This window comes from Microcoleus sp. S13_C3, assembly GCF_036700905.1.
Taxonomy (GTDB): domain Bacteria; phylum Cyanobacteriota; class Cyanobacteriia; order Cyanobacteriales; family Microcoleaceae; genus Microcoleus.
The window spans coordinates 1-21,019 of record NZ_JAUBPT010000141.1; the positions used below are offsets into that span (position 1 = coordinate 1).

At 46.2% G+C, this 21,019-nt stretch carries 17 protein-coding genes and 1 pseudogene; 9 read left to right on the forward strand and 9 right to left on the reverse strand.

Annotated features, from left to right (window positions below):
* The first annotated feature begins 103 nt into the window (after positions 1-103).
* A complete protein-coding gene (locus QUA16_RS28310; protein ID WP_333098507.1) occupies positions 104-340 on the forward strand; it encodes a 2Fe-2S iron-sulfur cluster binding domain-containing protein in 237 nt (78 codons plus the stop codon).
* A gap of 72 nt (positions 341-412) precedes the next feature.
* On the opposite strand, the gene QUA16_RS28315 is transcribed toward QUA16_RS28310, so the two are convergent.
* A complete protein-coding gene (locus tag QUA16_RS28315) occupies positions 413-1,753 on the reverse strand; it encodes a hypothetical protein (protein ID WP_333105175.1) in 1,341 nt (446 codons plus the stop codon).
* A gap of 308 nt (positions 1,754-2,061) precedes the next feature.
* Between QUA16_RS28315 and QUA16_RS28320 the strand changes: the two genes are divergently transcribed.
* The 3 genes from QUA16_RS28320 (at position 2,062) to QUA16_RS28330 (ending at position 6,330) form a co-directional block, all read left to right on the forward strand.
* Positions 2,062-2,850 carry an SDR family oxidoreductase gene (locus tag QUA16_RS28320; RefSeq protein WP_333105176.1) on the forward strand — a complete coding sequence of 263 codons (789 nt, stop codon included), beginning with the start codon at positions 2,062-2,064 and terminating at the stop codon, positions 2,848-2,850.
* A gap of 545 nt (positions 2,851-3,395) precedes the next feature.
* Positions 3,396-3,575 carry a hypothetical protein gene (locus tag QUA16_RS28325; protein ID WP_333105178.1) on the forward strand — a complete coding sequence of 60 codons (180 nt, stop codon included), beginning with the start codon at positions 3,396-3,398 and terminating at the stop codon, positions 3,573-3,575.
* Positions 3,568-6,330 (forward strand): CHAT domain-containing tetratricopeptide repeat protein, encoded by a 2,763-nt coding sequence (locus QUA16_RS28330; protein ID WP_333105179.1) that lies wholly within the window; start codon positions 3,568-3,570, stop codon positions 6,328-6,330. The genes QUA16_RS28325 and QUA16_RS28330 overlap by 8 nt, the downstream gene beginning before the upstream one ends.
* A 406-nt stretch (positions 6,331-6,736) precedes the next feature.
* Here the strand turns inward: QUA16_RS28330 and tnpA are convergent, their stop codons facing one another.
* Positions 6,737-7,189, reverse strand: a complete 453-nt coding sequence (gene tnpA / locus QUA16_RS28335) for an IS200/IS605 family transposase (RefSeq protein ID WP_333105181.1) — start codon at positions 7,187-7,189, stop codon at positions 6,737-6,739.
* A gap of 114 nt (positions 7,190-7,303) precedes the next feature.
* Here tnpA and QUA16_RS28340 point away from each other — a divergent pair, with 114 nt between their 5' ends.
* Positions 7,304-7,564: a hypothetical protein gene (locus QUA16_RS28340; RefSeq protein WP_333181511.1), complete on the forward strand. Its 261-nt coding sequence runs from the start codon at positions 7,304-7,306 to the stop codon at positions 7,562-7,564.
* Between the two features lie 200 nt (positions 7,565-7,764).
* Complete coding sequence (locus QUA16_RS28345; RefSeq protein WP_333105184.1) at positions 7,765-9,381, forward strand: hypothetical protein; 1,617 nt, start codon at positions 7,765-7,767, stop codon at positions 9,379-9,381.
* Positions 9,382-9,725: 344 nt separating this feature from the next.
* Here QUA16_RS28345 and QUA16_RS28350 read toward each other — a convergent pair whose 3' ends face one another.
* From QUA16_RS28350 to QUA16_RS28370, 5 genes and pseudogenes are all read right to left on the reverse strand, one after another.
* Positions 9,726-10,505: a photosystem II S4 domain protein gene (locus QUA16_RS28350; protein WP_333048915.1), complete on the reverse strand. Its 780-nt coding sequence runs from the start codon at positions 10,503-10,505 to the stop codon at positions 9,726-9,728.
* 238 nt (positions 10,506-10,743) lie between these two features.
* Positions 10,744-11,568, reverse strand: a complete 825-nt coding sequence (locus QUA16_RS28355) for an SWIM zinc finger family protein (RefSeq protein ID WP_333105185.1) — start codon at positions 11,566-11,568, stop codon at positions 10,744-10,746.
* Between the two features lie 12 nt (positions 11,569-11,580).
* Positions 11,581-14,871, reverse strand: a complete 3,291-nt coding sequence (locus QUA16_RS28360) for a DEAD/DEAH box helicase (protein ID WP_333105186.1) — start codon at positions 14,869-14,871, stop codon at positions 11,581-11,583.
* A 341-nt stretch (positions 14,872-15,212) separates the two neighbouring features.
* A pseudogene (locus tag QUA16_RS28365) lies at positions 15,213-15,344 on the reverse strand (Uma2 family endonuclease); the annotation flags it as partial.
* 151 nt (positions 15,345-15,495) lie between these two features.
* Complete coding sequence (locus QUA16_RS28370; RefSeq protein ID WP_333105187.1) at positions 15,496-16,002, reverse strand: hypothetical protein; 507 nt, start codon at positions 16,000-16,002, stop codon at positions 15,496-15,498.
* 289 nt (positions 16,003-16,291) lie between these two features.
* Between QUA16_RS28370 and serA the strand changes: the two genes are divergently transcribed.
* Positions 16,292-17,875, forward strand: coding sequence for a phosphoglycerate dehydrogenase (gene serA, locus QUA16_RS28375; RefSeq protein ID WP_333105188.1), 1,584 nt, complete (start codon positions 16,292-16,294; stop codon positions 17,873-17,875).
* Positions 17,876-18,059: 184 nt separating this feature from the next.
* Positions 18,060-18,950 carry a 50S ribosomal protein L11 methyltransferase gene (gene prmA / locus QUA16_RS28380; protein ID WP_333105189.1) on the forward strand — a complete coding sequence of 297 codons (891 nt, stop codon included), beginning with the start codon at positions 18,060-18,062 and terminating at the stop codon, positions 18,948-18,950.
* A 40-nt stretch (positions 18,951-18,990) separates the two neighbouring features.
* Here the strand turns inward: prmA and QUA16_RS28385 are convergent, their stop codons facing one another.
* Positions 18,991-19,584 carry a hypothetical protein gene (locus tag QUA16_RS28385; RefSeq protein ID WP_333105191.1) on the reverse strand — a complete coding sequence of 198 codons (594 nt, stop codon included), beginning with the start codon at positions 19,582-19,584 and terminating at the stop codon, positions 18,991-18,993.
* A gap of 159 nt (positions 19,585-19,743) precedes the next feature.
* Positions 19,744-20,061 carry a thioredoxin gene (gene trxA / locus QUA16_RS28390; RefSeq protein ID WP_333105192.1) on the reverse strand — a complete coding sequence of 106 codons (318 nt, stop codon included), beginning with the start codon at positions 20,059-20,061 and terminating at the stop codon, positions 19,744-19,746.
* A gap of 73 nt (positions 20,062-20,134) precedes the next feature.
* Between trxA and fabG the strand changes: the two genes are divergently transcribed.
* On the forward strand, positions 20,135-20,899 hold the full coding sequence (gene fabG, locus QUA16_RS28395) for a 3-oxoacyl-[acyl-carrier-protein] reductase (RefSeq protein WP_333105193.1): 765 nt from the start codon (positions 20,135-20,137) through the stop codon (positions 20,897-20,899).
* The last annotated feature ends 120 nt before the right edge of the window (positions 20,900-21,019 follow it).

The window sequence follows — 21,019 nt, forward strand, 5'->3', positions numbered from 1 at the left end:
ACAGTTGACAGTTGACAGTTGACAGTTGACAGTTGACAGTTGACAGTTGACAGTTGACAGTTGACAGTTGACAGTTGTTTGTTAGAGTGGAGGTTCAAATTCAATGACAAAAGTTTGTTTTTTACCAGATAACGTGACAGTTGAAGCTGAACCAGGAGAGCTTTTGCTAGATGTAGCTAAACGTGCAGGGGTTTCTATTCCTACCGGCTGTCTCATGGGTTCTTGTCACGCTTGCGAAGTAGAAATTGATGGCGGAGATACGATTTGTGCTTGTATTTCCGGCATCCCTTACGGAAAAAAGCAAGTGACAATTAATCTGTATGTTGACCCGACTTGGTAATTTGTTAGTTGACGGTTGACGGTTGACGGTTGACGGTTGACTGACAACTGACAACTGACAACTGACAACTGACTAATTTTTTTGCCATTCTTTCTGTTTTTTTCGAGCCGATTGCAGCCATTTTTGAGCTTCTGGATAAACAGTTGTTCCCGGTTTTACAGATTCTAATTGATTGATAATTTCTTGCAAGTGGCCGAGGGCGTAAGCGGGATTTTGACGGGGAGAATTTACATTATTTTGCAAGGAAGCAAACAAGCTCTTAGCCTGGTTCAAAGCTTCCACTGACTCTCTCTCTGCTGTCAGTCGAATCTTTGTAGTGCCTAAATTATTTTGATATTCAGCTAATTTTGTTTGAGCGTCAAGATAGCCCGGATTATCAAATGTAATTTGGCTGAGTCTCTCAATGGCAGCTTGCCATAAATCTGCGATTTTTTGCCAAGTTTCTGCTGAATGAGGCGGTTTCTGGGATGCTACAGCGGCAGTTAATGCAAATTCTTTTGCTGCTTCGATTAAGTTGTCCGCACGCACCGATCCGGTGGCTACACCGCCCATTGCTTTAAAATCTCTCTCTGCAGCTTGGAGTTTCTGCTGAGCCGTTTCTCCCGCGAGGGTTTCGGCGGGAATTTGATTGAGTTGGTCGATCGCACTTTGCCAATTTACCGTTGCTTTTTGTCTATCCGCAGCGGTTTTGGCTTGCTGATACTCCTGTTTCGCCGCGTTGAGAGTTTTTTCGACTTGATTTAACTGAGTAAAAGCATTTTTTTGCTGGAAAATCTGAGCCTCCATCCGCCCAACATTTTTGCGGGCGGCTTGAAATTCATCGACTGTAAACCGCCAACGGCAGCCGAAAAAAGAGCAGTAGGTTTGTGGATAATAACCTAAAAACCAAACTGGCAAGGCGTCGAGGTGTTTTTGAGCCTCTTTTGCTTTAATTTCGCCCAAGTCAAAATCAGCGACAGCCGTGGCTTTATTCACCAGTTGATCGGATTGTTCCACAAGGGCGATCGCCTGCCGGTAATTGTGATCCATACTGATAAAACTCGGCAGCAATAATATCGGCATTGTTTTGGCCACGGGCCAGCGAATCATGGGAAAAGGTAGATTTAGCAGCCAAATTATCCCCGCAGCACTTCCCAGCAAACTCCCTGCAAAAATAATTTTACCGAACAATCCGGGCGGGCGGTTGGCTTTGACGGCAGCTTTGAGAGCTTGTTCGCTGAAGTTGGGAAATTCGTCTTTGAAGGTATCGCGGATTTCTTCTCTTGAGGCGAAAGTGCCGTTTTGCGATCGTAACTTCTCCAACCGCTTGATTACCATCCGTCGGTAGACATCACCCGCTAGACTATCAGCCGCCGCGCACTTGTCAACTTCGGCCCGCAAAATTTCAAAAGCTCGATCGGTAAGACGCGCCATAAAACTCACCTATTCCCTTTTAATTATTTTACAGGTTCCCGTGTAAATAATTGAGTCTGGGATGCAGAAACCGGGTTTTTTTACTAAAATACTGCATCCGAGCCTTTAAGTAAAGTAAAAAACCCGGTTTCTTTGGTATTTATGCGTAATACCATTTTTCTAAAGATGTGCTATGGATGAAGTCTTAGCCCCCCCTTAATAAGGGGGGGTTGGGGGGGTAATATCTAGCGCTACTTTATGAAATGGGTATAAGTCCAGATAATTGTTAAAATATATAAAGCCCACATCAAATAATCCGAATTAAGTTCATGCCGACTGCTTTAATCACCGGTGCTTCTGGCGGAATTGGTGCAGCCTTTGCCGCCGAATTAGCCAAACGCCAGCACAATCTAATCTTGGTAGCTCGTTCCGAAGACAAATTGCAACAGCTAGCAGCTCAACTGCAACAGAAATTCAATATTTTGGTGGAAATTATCGTTCAAGATTTGACCGCACCAGGAGCCACAAATGCTGTATTTGACGCGGTTGTTAAAAAAGGTTGGACGGTTGATTTGTTGGTGAACAATGCGGGTTTTGGCGATTACGGTGCTTTTGCCGATCGCCCGCTTGCGAAACAACTAACAATGGTGCAACTAAATATTGTAGCATTAGTTGAACTCTCGCACTTATTTTTGCAGGGAATGCGGCAGCGAAAATCAGGAAGTATCATCAATGTTGCCTCCATTGCAGCTTTTCAACCGATGCCGTACTTGTCAATGTATGCAGCTACTAAAGCCTTTGTTTTGAGTTTCAGCGAGGCACTTTGGGCGGAAAACAAAGATTTAGGAATTGGCGTTTTGTGCCTTTGTCCAGGGCCGACAGAATCGGACTTTTTCGCAGTAGCTGAATTCCCTCAATCAATGGCATCCAGCAGCGGGCAAAAACTCGTTCCCGCAGCGGAGGTAGTGCGAGATGCTTTGAAAGCTTTAGAGAAAAATGAGTCTAATGTTGTGACAGGGGGAATTCCCAATCAAATCATCGCCAATCTGCCTCGATTGATGCCGCGAGAACTTTTGGTGAAGTCGGTAGGAAAGCTGTTTCGGGCGGAAGAGGAATAATCGCGATCGTTGACAATATAAATAAACCTGCCCCCACCCAAGGACAAACATTCGATCGCCCCTAACCCAAATTTTCCCAAAAGGTCGCACATTCGGGCTACCAAAATCCCCGCCACCAAAATCCCCGACGCTACCCCACAAGTCCGCCGGGGGTTGAAACCCCCGTCTCATAGCTAAAGTCCTCTCAAGAGGACTGAAAAGCAAATTAAATCAACAATCAAGTATTTGTCACCATAATCGATTATTTGTCACCATTCTTCAGTCGGTTTCAACCGACTTTAGCTATGAGACAGGGGTTTCAACCCCTGGCGGACTCGCGGACAAACAAACGAGCCCCTGGACAAACAAACGACCCCCCGGACAAACAAACAACCCCCCGGACAAACCATCGGGCCGACGAATAAACGATAAATCCCCGTGGTGTTGCAAATATTGTCGCCCAAATGCGAGAACCCCTACAAAAAACTGGGCATCGCCAGCCCCAAACAGATGAGTTTCACTGATAATAAATGAATAGATAGAACTATCCCAAATCCCCAATCGCCATGAACTCAGAACGCCAACAAGCCTATCTCAACCTGATAAATCAACTGCTAACCTGTCCCAGCGGCGATGCAGCGGAGATATTGAACACTCACCCGGAATTGCTGGATGATGGCTTGGTGGCGGCAATGCTAGAAGAGGCAGATAATCTCAGAAAACAAGGTAAGTTAAACTATGCTTAATTGGTTGAGAAATATTATACGGCGACTGCCTAAGGTGGATGGCGACTTTTCAGCAGGATACAGACTATTTAAACAAGGACATCAGCAGCATAAACTCAGTCAATTTCCAGAAGCTTTGCAGTCTTGGGAACAGGCATTAGCTATCTATCGGGAAATCGGATATCGCCAAGGAGAAGCTTCTTCCCTCGGCAATTTGGGTACTGTTTACTATTCCCTAGGGCAATGCCACAAGGCGATCGAATTTCACGAACAGTCTTTAGTGATTTCACGGGAAATCGGATATCGCGATGGAGAAACTGCATCCCTCAACGGTTTGGGCTTAGCTTACAATTCCCTAGGGCAATATGACAAGGCGATCGAATTTCACGAACAGTCTTTAGTGATTTCACGGGAAATACGCGATCGCAAAGGAGAAGCTATTTCCCTGAACAATCTGGGCTTAGTTTACGATGGCGTAGCGCAATACCACAGGGCTATCGAAGTTTACGAACAGTCTTTAGTGGTTTCACGGAAAATTGGAAATCGCAAAGGAGAACCTGGCCCCCTCAAGGGTTTGGGCGATAATTACAGCTCCCTAGGGCAATACGATAAGGCTATCGAAGTTTACGAACAGTCTTTAGTGATTTCACGGGAAATACGCGATCGCCAAAAAGAAGCTGCATCCCTCGGTAGTTTGGGTACTGTTTACGGTTCCCTAGAGCAATACGACAAGGCGATCGAATTTCAAGAACAGTCTTTAGTGATTTCACGGGAAATCGGATATCGCGGTGGAGAAGCTGCATCCCTCCATAGTTTGGGCAATACTTACATATCCCTAGAGCAATACGACAAAGCGAGCGAATTTCACGAACAGTCTTTAATGATTTCACGGGAAATTGGAAATCGCGAGTCAGAATCAATTGTGCTCAGCAGCTTGGGACTTACTTTGCTAGTAACCAACCAACTTGCAGAAGCTGAAACAGCAGTTCGCGCCTCGATCACAATTCGAGAAACTCTGCGTTATGAGTTAGTAAATAACGACCATAAAACCTCAATATTTGAAACCCAAGTATCTGCCTATCACATGCTGCAAAAAATCCTAGTCGACCAATCTAAATTTGATGAAGCCTTAGAAATATCAGAAATGTCCCGCACCCGTCTCTTCGTCGAACTATTGCAACAAACCCTATTAACAAATGATGTCCCAGCAAATGACGAAACAAATAGATTATCAATTTCCAAAATCCAACAAATCGCCCGCTCCAGAAACTCCACAATAGTTGAATATTCGATTTTTGCTCCAGAAGACATCATGTACATCTACATCTGGGTAATCCAACCAAACGGCAACATCACCCATCGCGCCGCCAACCTCGAACTCCTCAACCAACAAAACCAAACCCTCAAACAAATTATCCTCAAAAGCCGCGTCTCCATCGGCACCGATGAAACCGACGACGAAGGCAACAAAATTCAGCTAGAATCCCAGTACAATCGAGACGAAACAGGCCGCTTTCCCCTATTGCAACTCCTCCATCAAATCCTGATCGAACCCATCATCGACTTACTCCCCACCGATGCCAATTCCCCGATCATTTTCATCTCCCACTACGACTTATTTTTAGTTCCTTTCGCCGCCTTGCAAGATAGCAACAACCGCTACCTAATCGAAAATCATACCATCCTCACCAGCCCATCCATCCAAGTATTAGAACTCACCCGCGAACATCAAAACCGAGTCCGAGGATTGAGACAAGCCGCCTTAATTGTCGGCGATCCAACCATCCACCTAAAATTCAAGTCAGAACCCTACAAACTCCGCCAAATCCCCAGGGCAAAAGAAGCAGGCGAAGCCATTGCCGCAACTTTAGGAACCGAAGCAATTAGCGGAGAAAATGCCACAAAAGTCGCCATTTTAGACAGAATGCTAAACACCCGCATCATCCATTTATCCGCCCACGGACTCCTCGATGATTTCCAAGGTTCCGGCATCCCAGGCGCGATTATTTTAGCACCATCAGGAGACACCGACGACGGCGCCCTTAACGCCGCAGAAATCCTGAAATTAGAACTCGATTCCGAACTGGTAGTTTTAAGCGCCTGCAGCACCGGGCGCGGTAAAATCACGGGAGATGGAGTCATCGGATTGTCGCGCTGCTTCATCCTCGCCGGAGTCCCCAGCATCATCGTTTCCCTGTGGAATATGGGAGCGAATTCAGCCAAATTACTAATGACTGAATTCTACCAAAACTTAGCACGGGGCGAGAATCGAGCAGCCGCCTTGCGGTGTGCTATGCTAACCACAAAAGCTCGATTTCCGAGTCCCATAGCTTGGGCTGCATTCACCTTAATTGGCGAAACCGAAACTTTACCGCTATCAACTGAAAAAACAGATTTAAGGAGATTAGTAATGTCACTTCCCGATGATGCGAAACCTGAAGAAATTGTGGCGGCTTTTAATAAGTTATTGAAAATATCCGATCCGAAGCTATTTGTCAATCACTTATCAGCGCTTGATGATTCTGTGACAGATAATGTGAATGTTATTGCTCAAACAATCAAGGATTGGTGCGAAACTAGACCTCAAATAGAAGAAAATTTGGAGAACGAAATTTATCAAATGGGTGCGGGCGGCGGTGATAGCGATGCACCGGAGGAAATTGTGAGGGAGTTTTACGAAACGCTGAAGGAAAATAAGATTCGACTGGGTTTGTCTGAGTCTTCTGTGGATGTGGTTGAAACTGATACTTTGGGCACAGAATCGACCGCTGAGTGATTGAGGTATCCGGTGATTGATGCCCCGGTGATTGAGGCCCCGGTGATTGACACCCCGGCGATTGACACCCCGGCGATTGACACCCCGGCGATTGACACCCCGGCGATTGACACCCCGGCGATTGACACCCCGGCGATTGGAAATCGCGGCTACACAAACGATGTCCGCCTACGCGGACGAAGAAGGTATTCGGAGATGAGAAATCACCCGGTGGAATCTTCAACCCGCGTCGGCGGGTTTTGTTTGTGTAGACGCGGTTTCAACCGCCGGGTGATGAGAAATCACCGGCTGGAATCTTCAACCCGCGTCGGCGGGTTTTGTTTGTGTAGCAGCGGTTTCAACCGCCGGGTGATTAAAAACCGCCGGGTGATTAAAAACCGCCGGGTGATTAAAAGCCGCCGGGTGATTAAAAACCGCCGGGTGGATTCTTGGAACTTGCAAAAGCAGGATCAGAAACGAATTCCCAGTCAGGAATCATTGATTTTTGACGGTGGTGAACAGCCTGATTTCTGATATAGTTAGCTACAGTGTCGATCGCATCACGGCTAACCGTAAACGCCCCATAGCTACCTTGCCATTTAAAAAAAACACCCGGTTTAAGTTCGTGAGTTACCAAATGAGAAGAACTACCTTTAACTTCCTTAATAATTTCAGATACTGTCAAAGTTGACGGAAAACCTATTAGCAAGTGTACATGATCTTCTATACCACCAACAGCAATCACAGTACATTTTAAGTTGTTACATTTTCCAATTATAGCTGCATAAATTGCTGGCTGAATATCGGGAGTAATTAAAGGCAATCTATCCCATGTTGCCCAAACATAGTGTAGATACAACTGCGTGAAATTTTCTCTCATTTCTCGTAGAATATATGAAACTTCTATTCAACCCGCGTCGGCGGGTTTTGTCTGTGTAGCCGCGGTTTCAACCGCCGGGTGATTGAAAATTACCGGTTGAGGAAAAATCACCCGGTGAAATCTTCAACCCGCGTCGGCGGGTTTCGTTTGTGTAGCCGCGGTTTCAACCGCCGGGTGATTGAAAATTACCGCTTGATGAAAAATCACCCGGTGAAATCTTCAACCCGCGTCGGCGGGTTTCGTTTGTGTAGCCGCGGTTTCAACCGCCGGGTGATTGAAAATTACCGCTTGATGAAAAATCACCCGGTGAAATCTTCAACCCGCGTCGGCGGGTTTTGTTTGTGTAGCCGCGGTTTCAACCGCCGGGATAGATAGATTTATCCCGCGATGATATCCCAATAATTATATCTTAGAAATCTGGGTGATTAAAAATCCGGGCGATTGAGGTACGGGGGGATTGTAAATCCGGGCGATTGAGGTACCGGGCGATTGGAAATCGCGTCTACACAAACGATGTCCGCCTGCGCGGACTAAGATGGAATTAAAATAATGTTTTGTATTTCCCGGATTCGACTATGCAGGAACCACAACAAATTAAAAATCCCAGCATTACCCTCTATCCTTTCCACCTGCGGGATGATAGCGACGAAGGCTACGGACAAGTAGCCCAAAATGCTCAATCCTTGTGGGAAAATCTAGCAGATAATGTCGGCAAAGAATTTAACATCAACGAACTAAAATCCCTCAGAGACAAGCTAACTTGCTACAAAAACGGACAGTACGAACCAGACGATAAACAGGAAAATCAGAATAACGGCAAATTACTAAAGCCCGATGGAAAAACTCTTAATTTTCAGCAAATAACTCAGCCAGATAACCAGAAACTTGATGGTTCTATTTATGCGCTACGAATTCACGACACTTACACCGCAGACTTGACATTTTACTATAAAAATGTCACAAAGAAAGTAGCTGACTTAACTCGATTAAATCCCCAAGGTTGCTTGTTGCCAAATGCAATTAAACCCTCTCTGGGACCAACCTTATTATTATACGCCGAACCAGCAGTTTATGATACTTACCGCAAACTAGCTGACGAATCGGTTAAAGCTTTTGTACAAGATAAAGAGCAACCATTAGTAGAGTTTCGCGCCGAAGGAAAGTTATTCGGCAGTCCGATTTTTGAGTATGACAGCCGCGAAGATGATGCGAATAAGCGATGTCACTTTCTAGTATGGTTGCAAGAGAATCCCCAAACTTTGAAATTCGCAACGCCGACATTTAACTCTTACTTGATGAATCTGCTGTGCTCTCGCGCTAAAATCGTATTTGTGTATCGCGAAGCTAGGAAAAAGTATCGCAAAGCACAGCAAATAGTCAGCGAGTTAGAAAAGAAGCTTCCCGAATTCAGTCAAATAGAAAGCGAACAAAATCGACAAGTTAAGTTGCAGAAGTTAAAGCAATTGCTGGCTGAAGTCCGCACTAAAATGTTTGATTGTGCTCAGCAAGTGCGGTATTTGAAAGAAGGCAAAAATACTATTGACACTAATGCTGAAAATTATGGTAATGCCTTGACAAAAATTAAAAGTTTGTGCATCCCCGGCGATAATCTAGATTTCTTGCAGAAGTTTCTAGATTTGGCTGAGAATAAATATCAACGGCAAATTGAAATCGATTTAAACTACCTGATTGCCAGTCAAGATTTGTTCCAGCAGTCGATATCCACTGTGCGCGGGATGGTGGAAATCGAACAGGTGGAATTCGATCGCGAAAAGGAAGAAAGAGAACGTCAGCGCGATCGCGAACAAATACAATTATATAGGCAAAAGGAAGAAAGAGAACGTCAGCGCGATCGCGAACAAATACAATTATATAGGCAAAAGGAAGAAGAGGAGAAAACGCGCGATCGCGAACAAATAGAATTATACAGGCAAAAGGAAGAAGACGAGAAAAAGCGCGATCGCCAGCTTGAGAATATCATCTTTTTTGTCGGAACTGCGATCGGCGGCGGACAAATCTTTTCCGCCGCGTATCCTCTAATCAAGGATACACCGATTAAATGGCAACTCGATTTTTCTCTACCGCTGCATCCCTTTGCTGCGACAATTATCTTGAGTCTGCTGTTTGGCTTACTATTTGGCTTGTTAATGCTGGGTATCGCCGTGTTGGTAAGGAAAACTTTTCCCCGATAATTTGGATTTAGGACTTATATCATGTCCGATCGATTGACCGCGATTAAAGGCCGGGGCGGGTTTACAGATTTTCCCGTTTCTATTCAATATCTTGGTGAACCCGCCCCTACAGGAATCATGGTTAATTGACCGGACATGATATTACGCATAAAACCAAAGAAACCGGGTTTTTCGGGGTTTTTGGGTGGTATAACTCATATGTTGCAGCATTCTTAAGAACAGGCAAGATGCCTGTTCCACAAAGAGTCAATTTTTTGGGGGAGTAGGGGTTGGGCATCTTCGCCTTAGCATTCTTAAGAACAGGCAAGATGCCTGTTCCACAAGCCGAAGATGCCGCCGATAAATTACAAATATCGAGTTAATTGCACTCGATAGCGTTCCTTCTTAGTAACAGCAACTTCCCCAATTTCCAATCTTCCCTTGCCCGTAACAGCAATTAAATCTCCCGACTTGACATTATAACTAGCTTGAGTAACGTCTTTCCAGTTAACTCGCACGTCGCCACTATCAATTAAATCGGCCATTTTGCTGCGAGACATTGCGAATCCAGCCGAGGCGACAGCATCCAATCTCATGGATGCTTCCACGGTTGTCATTTCTTTCTTTTTAGGTTCTCTAATTTTGAGTTCGCTCAACTCAATGCGCCGCGTTTGCACGGGAACCGATCGCACTTGCTGCAAACTCATCTCCAAATACTCTACCATCTCAGGCATGACAATCGCTTGCGCGCCGCGTTCTCCCAAAACAATCACATCGCCAGTTTTCTCCCGGACAATTCCCGTACCCAACATCGCCCCCAAAAAGTCGCGGTGAGAAGCTGTATCGAACAAGAAATTGCCAGCGATTTCTACCGCAGCAACATTAACGCTAGCAGAGTCGATCGGGATATCCGATCGCGCGATCGCAATTCTTTGTCTTTCAGCTTGCGGGTAGCCGCCCCAAGCCACTAATTCCACGTCTGTTAAGCGCTTAAATACCGTCAGAGTGTCCGCCAATTCTGGAGGCGACAGAAAATCAGTCAGAGTAACTTCCCAAGTTTTAATTGCTTGTTCCGCTTGGTCGATCGCCCGCGCCACACATTCGCGGTTTTCGATGCCTTTTAACAGTTCTTCTCTTTGTAACATCAGTTAATGTTAGATTCTAATTTGAAATTGCCAAAGCTTGCTGTAACTAAAAAGTCTACTTTTTTAACAGTCGCACTAATTTAATTATAGTCTAAAATCATCAAATAACGATCTTATGATTTTAGTTGCTGGTAAAGCTGATATGATGAGCACGATTATTGTACCAAATCTATGAAGTCTTCGAGTTAAAGTTTTTGCAAGAGTTCGATCAAGTATGGCAGCCAAATTGTCTACCCAACTACTTATTCTTCTTCACCCGCAAATACAGTTCTTCCATCGCCTCAATAAACGAACCATCCTTGTGCCAAAACTGTGGAAAATCTCCCTGTTTCTTCACCACGATCGCACTTACCCCACTTTGCGCTGCCACCTCAATCGTCGGCGGCAACCGCTTCGCACCGTGCCAAAACTCTTTCAGGCTGACCGTTTGCGCCTCACTGGCGATCGCCCGCGTGTAATAGGACTCCACCGCCACAGGGGCCGCTGCATCCGCCGTCAACTCGGCAGAAAGTGCCAAGCCCAAAGGCGTTTTTGCTAATTCGCGGTGCAGCACTTCCTTAGAAAGCCCCCGTAATTCAAACAGTAAAAATGGATCTTTGTCCAATTCGGCCGCCACCAAATAATAAACTCCGGCAATATGTTTGCAGGGATTGCTATAGTCGGGGCACGAACAAGTAGTCTTAAAGTCCTCGCGGCTGCTGGGTAAAAGGTGCAATCCGAGGGGTGCAAAAGCCTTTTCAATATTGTCGGGCATTTCGTTGAGCAGCAGCCGAGAAATGAAGCTGGCTTTTGATGCCATTTGGGCGATCGCCACTTTCCACTTTGCCTGACTAATTGGCTCAAACTCAATTTGAGTTGTGTACAGAGGCTCCTTATAAACCCCAAAATAAGGATTAACCGAGCCTCTCACCTGTGCCATCACTAACCCATCATTCATGCCAAAGCTTTTTACCTTGCCGTTTCGTGCATAGGCACGTCCCCGCCCGAGTCGCCCAGAATCTGTAAATCTTTCTAACGCATCGATAAATTTATTGCCCCACCAAGTCCGAGTAAATTGTGACATCTTTGATTTCTCCTAATCTAAAACCGCATTTTTATTGAGCCTAATTAATTTCTTAAATGCCTCATTATCCAACTCAGTTAACCACGATTCATCAGCACCAATAATTGACCCTGCCAATTTCTTTTTGTCTTCAATCATTTGGTCAATCTTTTCTTCCAAAGTGCCAATCGCCACAAACTTATGCACAAACACATTTTTTTCCTGTCCGATCCGAAACGCCCGATCCGTCGCCTGATCTTCCACTGCCGGATTCCACCAGCGATCGAAATGGAACACGTGATTGGCTTTTGTCAGCGTAATTCCCACGCCGCCGGCCTTCAGTGACAGAATAAATACCGAAGGTTCAGACTCTGGATCTTGAAACTCTGAAATCATCCGTTCCCGTTTTTCGCGACTGGTTCCCCCGTGGATGTAGTAAGTGTTGTAATGTAGCGTTTGTTTAATATATTTTTCCAACGCGCTTCCCAGTTCTGTAAACTGCGTAAATACCAATAAACTTTCGCCTTCTGCTTTGACTTCCTCAATCATCTCGATCAGCCGTTCCAGTTTGTGCGATCGCTCTGGTGTAAACTCACTTTCATCCTGCAAAAACTGGCGCGGATGATTACAAATTTGCTTCAGCTTCAGCAGTGTTGCCAAAATCATCCCCTTGCGCTTCATCCCTTCCGTCGCATCAATTTCTTGTTCTACCTCTTTGACGATCGCTTCATAAAGCGAAGCTTGCTCGCGGGTGAGATTGCAGTAGAGCTTTTGCTCAACTTTGTCGGGGAGATCCTGAATAATCGACTTATCGGTTTTCAGACGGCGCAGGATAAAAGGTTCTACTAATTTTTTGAGCGCTGCAGATTGCGTGCGACTCCCATGTTTTTGAATCGGTAATTCAAACAACTTCCGAAACTGCGCCTCTTTTCCCAAATATCCGGGATTGAGGAAATTAAAAATTGACCATAAATCCAACAATCGATTTTCCACCGGTGTTCCAGTCAATGCTAGTCGATGGGTAGCAGGTAACTTTAAAATCGCCTTGGTTTGCGCCGCTTTGGGATTTTTAATATTCTGGGCTTCATCAATTACCACGCGATGCCACGCTACGCTGCTCAACAGCTTCTCATCTTTTCGCACCAAGGTAAAGGAAGTAATCAACATATCACAACCTTGGACGGCGGCTTTAAATGCTTTGGCATCTTGCAAACGTTGAGGGCCGTGGTGAATCAGCGATCGCAATTCTGGAGCAAACTTTTCCATTTCCTTTTGCCAGTTGCCAACTACGGATGTGGGCGCAATTAGCAGCGTGGGTAGAACCGAAGGTGCGATCGCTTTTCCTGTCTCTTTTTCTGTCTCTTTTGTAGTAGATAAAACTTCCCGCTCTTGCAATAATCGAGCAATTACCTGCGCCGATTTACCCAAACCCATATCATCGGCAAGACAGCCATTTAATCCCAAACTTTCCAAATAACTCAACCAAGAAACGCCGCGCTTTTGGTAATCCCGTAACTTACCTTGAAACTTTGCTGGATCTGCAATTAACTCTAACCGACTCTTATCGTTCAGCTTCTCCAACATATCCGATAAAGCCCGATCGCGCTCAACCTCCAACTGTTCGCTCGCTTCTCCTTCTGCCGTCAACTTCATAAAGTCAATCAGGCTTAAATCGGGGTTTTCTTCGCGATGTTTTTGCCAAAAATTTAGCATCTCCTGCATCTTGTCTTTGTCCAGTTCCATCCATTGTCCTCGGAACTGTACCAGCGGTGTTTTGCTATTTACTAACGCCTGCCATTCTTGTTCGCTAACCCGTTCACCCCCGATCGCCAATTCATATTGATATTCCACCAAGGAATCCGCCGAAAACAATCCTTTGCCCTTGATTGCAGCGCTTTTGCTGCCCTTCCCTTTGACTTGCAGGCGAATCTTCGCCCGCTGCCGTCCCTTCGGCGTCCACCAAGCGGGGACAATCACTTTGTATCCGGCATCTTCTAATACCCAAGCGGACTCGCTGAGGAAGGTGAAAGCATCATCTAAGCTGAGGGTAATGTTAACGGGTTTGTCGGTTTCTAGCCCTTGCCAAAGTTGGGGATAAATGCGGGCAGCGTAGCCGAGATTTGTCAGCAAATGTTGCTCAAAGTTGTCTCCGAATTGTGTTTGCAACTGTTTTTGTTGAGTCGATCGCGATCGCCAATAATCCTGCAACGGCATCCGCAGAGATGGGTCTTTTTTCGCAGCCACCTGAAACTCTAAAACCCAAGGTTGTTCGGGGTTTTCGGGGGATTGTAGTTGAAAACAGAGGGAGAATGAGTCAGCAGATTGATTGCGCGTAATGCGATCGCGCCAGGTTTGCCATTGCCGGTATTGTTCAAGGCTTACTGGCGCGATTTTTCGTGTTTGGTTGAGGCAGATTTGGAGTAAAGAATCCGCAATCTTATTTTCAAACGATGCTGGGATGGGGGTTTGAGTGACAATTTCCACGATCGCACACTCGGAAAAATGCCGCAGCAACCGTTCGCGATCGTAGAACTTTGGTGTATCTTGTAGCTGGATCTTCCGAAAACCGGACACACAAACTAAAGGCATCCATTCAACATAGCGTTGTAAATCAGTTTCGTACTGTGTTGAAACAATTTCCCATCCCGGATAAATCTCAAAGCTGGGTTCAATTTTGGCAGGTGTTTTTGGAGTTTTTGCAGTTGTTTTGGTTTTTGTCTCGCCCGCTTTCTTACGCCCGCGCGTGGCTTTCTCAGCGGGTTCGGATGTTTCGATGGGTGCGATCGCGATCGGAGCAGTTTCTCGATAGCGCAACGCCGGAATATAATGATCTTTCAGAACAATTTGCTTAAAATTTTGGGTGTAGTGATACCAAAATAGCAAGTCTGAACCAAACTGAACTTCTGCTAAATCGTAGAGGGCAAAAAAATGCAGATCGTTCAATACTTTAGTCAAAGTGTGGGTGACGATGCACACACAATCAACTTGCCAATACTCCAACTCAAATGTTTCGGGTAACTCTGTCTCTAAATATCGCGCTAACTCTAAAGAGGGCAACGGCTGGTTGTCGGCAGTGGGGAGTAAAAAATACCGAGGGACGATCGCGTATTCTCGCCCCATCGCACTTGTATTGCTAACTGGTGACATTTGAATCCCGGCTTCTTTCGTTAGAAACTCTCTTAACTGTGCCGTCTTCAATTGTCGGGGATGAACCTTAGCAGGCTGTTTTTTCTTTTCAGTGGTTTCAACCCAAATATAAAACGTTCCAGGTTGAATAAAATTCTCTTCTGCTTGAGGAATCCAAGTCCCGTGGAGGATTTTCATAGGTTATACCATCAATTAGCGGGAAAAGATAAGACGGCGGTTGAAAGAGACTGTGGGCGAATTCGCTGGGGGTGTTACCCATCACCTCTGGGAGGCAGTATTTCCGTTCACTATTGGTAGTTAATGGCTATATGGTCAATTTGACATTTAGTCTAGAACCACTATTTTTAGGGGTGAGGGGTGAAGCCCTTTATTGATTCGCCAACAGTCTCTAATAATAGACTTTTTGCAAAAGTCCTTTTAAGCAAATTTTCGGACGGGCAAGATGCCCATCCCACAAGAGAAAAAACTTTTTGTGGGATGGGCATCTTGCCCGTCCCAGCTATTTTTGCAAGAGGTCTAATCAATCCTCCACTAGCAGTCCGTTCAAATCTTAAATCCCGGTTGTCAATACACAACTGAAAAAACTGCTCGTCTGTTAATTCGAGCGTTAATTCTAAGGGAGAATGTAGGGGGATAGTTGGTAATTCCATAACTGCCTCCAAATATTACACGAGTCAACAGTCAACAGTCAACAGTCAACAGCCAACAGCCAACAGTCAACAGCCAACAGTCAACAGCCAACAGTCAACAGCCAACAGTCAACAGTCAACAGTCAACAGTCAACTGTTAACAAACAAATAACTAAGTCTCTGTATAACCTTGGATATTTTCCGGTTCAAACTGCTGCAAAATCTTCGCAGCTTTCCCAGTCAAATCATCAGTACCCTTAACCGCAATCAAAAATTTACCCGCATTCAAACGGTTGCGGTAGGGCAAAGCATCGCCACTACCAAAAGCCATACCGCCCGCGCCTCCAACAAAAACACTGCCCATCGCAGCGGCGATCGCACCGAGTACACCACCGATCGCGTGATCGCCAATTTCCCCCGCCCAGGCAAAAGTCTTCAACTCAGTAATCAAGCTGAAAGTAACGCCAGCAATAAAGCCAAAGGGAATCAGCCAAATAGCCATGAGTTTAGCTTGTTTCTTCGCTTGCTGGTTCGGGTCGATCAAGCCAAATTCATCAGCAGTTTTGTAGCCGCGGCCCAAAATACTCACTTGCTTCATAGGCAAGCCTTCTTTTTCCAGAGCACAGTAGGCAGCTTCGGCTTGAATTCGATCGGGCAGTACGGCGATAAGATAATTCATTAGACAACAATTCCTGATAGTTAGGCTGGAATAGCCAAAGTGTATTATAGACCGAAAAGACATACTAGCTAAGCACTTGGGGGATTTTCCGACGATCAGAGAGTCCGATCGCCCGCAAAGCTAAAATATTTCATGCAAAAAACGGCCGACCTTGACCGAATACAGATACAATTCAAACTGCACAAAGGCAAGCTTGAGCTGAGCTGTTAGATACTGCTCTAAGTCTAAGTCTCAACTTTGAGCTCGCCAACGCTCGGTCTATTTTTACTATTGCACTCAATTGCTTGCTATGCCTAAAGTTCTAGTATCCGATCCGATCGACCAAGCCGGAATTGACATCCTCTCCCAAGTCGCGCAAGTTGACGTAAACACAGGACTCTCAGCCGAAGAACTGGTAAAAATTATTCCAGATTACGACGCTTTAATGATCCGTTCTGGCACCCAAGTTACCAAAGAAATCATTGAAGCCGGGAATTCACTTAAAATTATCGGCAGAGCCGGCGTCGGCGTAGATAATGTCGATGTACCCGCCGCTACCCGCAAAGGAATTGTAGTCGTCAATTCCCCCGAAGGCAACACGATCGCCGCCGCCGAACACGCGCTCGCCATGATGCTCTCGATGTCCCGCCACATCCCGGAAGCTAACGAATCCGTCAAAGCGGGTAAATGGGAACGCAACCGCTTTCTCGGCGTAGAAGTTTACAAAAAAACCCTCGGCATCGTCGGTTTGGGCAAAATCGGCTCCCACCTCGCCGCCGCAGCCAAAGCAATGGGCATGAAACTGCTGGCCTACGATCCCTTCATTTCCACCGAAAGAGCCGACCAGTTGGGCTGCCGCTTGGTAGAACTCGAACTGCTGATGCGCGAATCCGACTACATCACCCTGCACATCCCCAAAACGCCGGAAACCCTGCACTTAATTAACGCTGAAGTGCTGTCGAAAATGAAGCCCACGGCCCGCATCATAAACTGCGCCAGAGGCGGCATCATCGACGAAGCAGCCCTCGCAGAAGCCATCAAAGAAGGCAAGATCGCCGGCGCAGCTTTGGACGTTTACGAACACGAGCCGCTGGAAGCTGATTCCCCGCTGCGGAGTGTCGGGCAGAACATCGTGCTGACACCCCACTTGGGAGCATCCACAGCCGAAGCTCAGGTGAATGTGGCGATCGATGTTGCTGAACAAATTCGCGACGTGCTGTTGGGGCTGCCCGCGCGATCGGCTGTTAACATACCAGGAATTTACCCAGACTCGATCGAAAAACTCAAACCCTACCTGCAACTCGCCGAAACCCTAGGCAACCTCGTCAGCCAGCTAGCCGGAGGCCGAGTCGATTACCTCAACGTTCAACTGCAAGGCGAATTGGCCAGCAACCAAAGCCAGCCCGTAGTCGTTGCCGCCCTCAAAGGCCTACTCTCCCAAGCCCTGCGAGAGCGCGTTAACTACGTCAACGCCAGCATCGAAGCCAAAGAACGCGGAATTCGCGTCGTCGAAACCAGAGACGCCTCAATTCGCGACTACACCGGCTCCCTGCACCTCTCGGCCAAGGGAACCCTCGGCGAACACACCGTGACAGGTGCAGTGCTCGGCGAAAGCGAAATTCGGATTACCAGCGTTGACGATTTCCCGGTCAACGTTTCCCCCACTCACCATATGCTGTTTACCCTGCACCGCGATATGCCGGGGATTATTGGCAAAATTGGTTCCCAATTGGGCAGTTTTAATGTCAATATTGCCAGTATGCAGGTAGGCCGTAAAATCGTGCGAGGCGATGCGGTGATGGTTTTGAGCCTCGATGACCCTCTACCAGAGGGGATACTGGCTGAGATCCTAAAAGTTCCGGGAATTCGGGATGCTTACACGGTAAATCTTTGACGGATTTAGGAGTTTAGATTTTGGATGCCAGGGCTGATAATTGGTAATGGGTAATTGGTTATTGGTCATTGGCCTGAAAGCGGGAATTTTTCTATTAGCCAATCCTCATTCCTCACTCCCCAGTTCCCAGTCTCCAGTTCCCCTGGGCCAATCTAAAATCTAAAATCTAAAATCTAAAATCGTTATGGCACATAGCTGGTGGGAAATTAGAATTCTTTGCGATCCGGCGCTGGAAGATATCATCTTTTGGCGTCTGGAACGATTTAACTGTCAGGGAACTGCTACTGAGATCAAAAGCAATTCCTGCCTGATGTCGGCTTATTTGCCCGAAGAACAGGCAGGATTGCTGGATTTGGCCGCTCTGTCTCTGTGGCTGCGCCAAGATGCTCTGTGTGCAGGTTTGCCCATACCCGCGATGCAGTGGGATTTGATTGAAGATGAAGACTGGGGCAGCACTTGGAAGGAGCACTGGCAGCCTCAAGAAGTGGGCGATCGCTTTTTAATTAATCCGGCTTGGCTGCCCCCACCGACTGATACCGATCGCCTCATTTTGCGTTTAGATCCGGGTGTGGCTTTCGGTACTGGTGCTCACGCTACTACTCAACTTTGTCTGGAGTCGCTGGAAATGCGTCTCGGTTTTGATGACAAAGAGTGCATCGTTGCTGATATCGGCTGCGGATCGGGTATTTTGTCGATCGGCGCGGTGTTGTTGGGCGCTACAAAAGTTTATGCTTTGGATACAGATCCTTTGGCAGTGCGATCGACCATTAGCAACAGACTACTCAACCGCGTTAATTCTCAGCAGTTGGTTGCAGAGCTCGGAAGTATCGATCGTTTGAAAGAAATGGTAGAGGAGCCGATCGACGGTTTGATCTGCAACATTTTAGCAGAAGTAATCATTGATTTAATCCCGCAGTTCACTGCAATTAGCAAACCCACTACTTGGGGCGTGCTCAGCGGCATTTTGCTCGAACAAGCTAAGCCAATTGCCGACACTCTCGAACAGCATGGCTGGATTGTCGCTACTCTGTGGAAGCGCCAAGATTGGTGTTGTTTTAATATTCGGCGTAGTTAACAATATGGTAATTGCTAATTGGTAATTTCTAGTTCATGTTTCATCTTTGGGAAGTGAATTTAAATAGATCTCGCACCTGAAAATAAACCGCGCCAGCCCAGTAAAAACTATTCACCAAAATCAACAATACTTTACCAGCATAAGAATTAACAAAACCAAAAACCCGGAAAGTTGACAGCAGCACTAACAACATTTCCACCACAGAAACAATTGACCCGTAGTGCTTCCGATCCCAATAAGAAAACGGACTGATAAAACGGTAATTACTGAACGGAAAAAAGTGTCGGTGAGCGTCGTCATTGTGGACAGGCAAATCTCCCAGAGAGTGTAGTATCATGCTGATAAACAAAATTTGCACACTTTGCCAGCCAAAGTAATAAGCAATTAGCAAACCAATAACCGCCAGAGGTATAGAATGAAACAGAGCCACAATATCTTGCACAAAAGGCTCATAATATGCTTTTGACCAAATTGTAGCTTCGGGCAAGCGAGCAATGTATTTCGCCCAAAAGTAAAATAAAAATATTGGAATATCCGGCAAAATTCCGCCGATCGCAATAATGAGATTAGCTTGCGGCAGTTGCGGTTTGCCGAGAATTGCCAGATTGATAATAGCGTGGCTGGGAGTCTTCATCAGTAGGGTGCGTCAACTAGGATTATCTTATTCATAATTGATCAGATATTAGACATCTCCCATAATTGTTGTGGAACAGGCATCCTGCCTGTTCTTGAATATCTTTTTGGGAAATGTCTATTGGCTGACGCACCCTACGTGTGAGATAATGGGCTCCGGTTACAAGAAAGGTTGCACCCGATCGATCAACTGCGCCGGTTGCATAACTCCCTCAATGCGATCGACCTCAGCGCCATTTTTGAACAACACCAAAGTCGGCAAAGCATAAATGTGATACTGCGACGCCAACTGTTCGTACTTATCCGTGTCAATTTTGACAACCATCAGCTTGTCTTTCATCTGACCACTCACTTGTTCCAAAATCGGTGCCATCATCTGACAAGGCCCGCACCAAGTAGCGTAAAAATCCACCAACACGGGCAAGTCAGAGCCCGATAGTAACTCCTCAAAACTGCTGAACTGTTTTTGAACTGCCATAAGACAAAATAATTTTTTGGGTTCTGGCTCGATTTTAGTGCAAAATTCTCTGGTAGATTGCGAGGATACAATTATGGAATTATTACCAGAGACTTTTCAGAGATTGCCGGGTCAAGTTGCTGTCGTGACCGGTGCGTCGCGGGGAATCGGTCGCGCCGTTGCTTTAGCCCTAGCGGCAGAGGGCGCTAAAGTCGCCGTAAACTATGCGAGTTCGAGTGCTGCTGCTGATGAGGTGGTAGCAGAAATAGTCGCTGCTGGAGGAGAAGCTGTGGCGCTTGCAGCAGATGTCTCGAAAACTGACCAAGTAGATTTACTCACCAGTAATGTCATGGAAAAATGGGGACGGATTGACATTTTGGTGAACAATGCCGGCATTACTCGCGATACTTTGCTGCTGCGGATGAAGTTGGAAGATTGGCAAGCGGTAATTGATTTGAATCTAACCGGCGTGTTTTTGTGTGCGAAAGCTGCCAGTAAAATCATGCTGAAACAGCGAAGCGGCCGAATTATTAATATTGCTTCGGTTGCTGGACAAATGGGCAATCCCGGACAAGCTAATTACAGTGCGGCGAAAGCTGGGGTAATTGGATTTACTAAAACTGTGGCGAAAGAGTTGGCGAGTCGCGGGATTACTGTGAATGCAGTTGCACCGGGTTTTATCACTACAGATATGACTAAAGATGTCAAGTCTGATGAGATTTTGAAATATATTCCGCTGGGGAGATACGGGGAAGTTGAGGAAGTTGCCGGGATGGTGAAGTTTTTGGCGGCAGATGCGGCGGCCGCTTATATAACCGGGCAGGTTTTTAATGTGGATGGGGGAATGGTAATGGCTTAGGATTTGATTTTTTAACCGCAGATATCGCACAGGCAAGATGCCTAGATATCGCACAGGCAAGATGCCTAGATATCGCACAGGCAAGATGCCTAGATATCGCACAGGCAAGATGCCTAGATA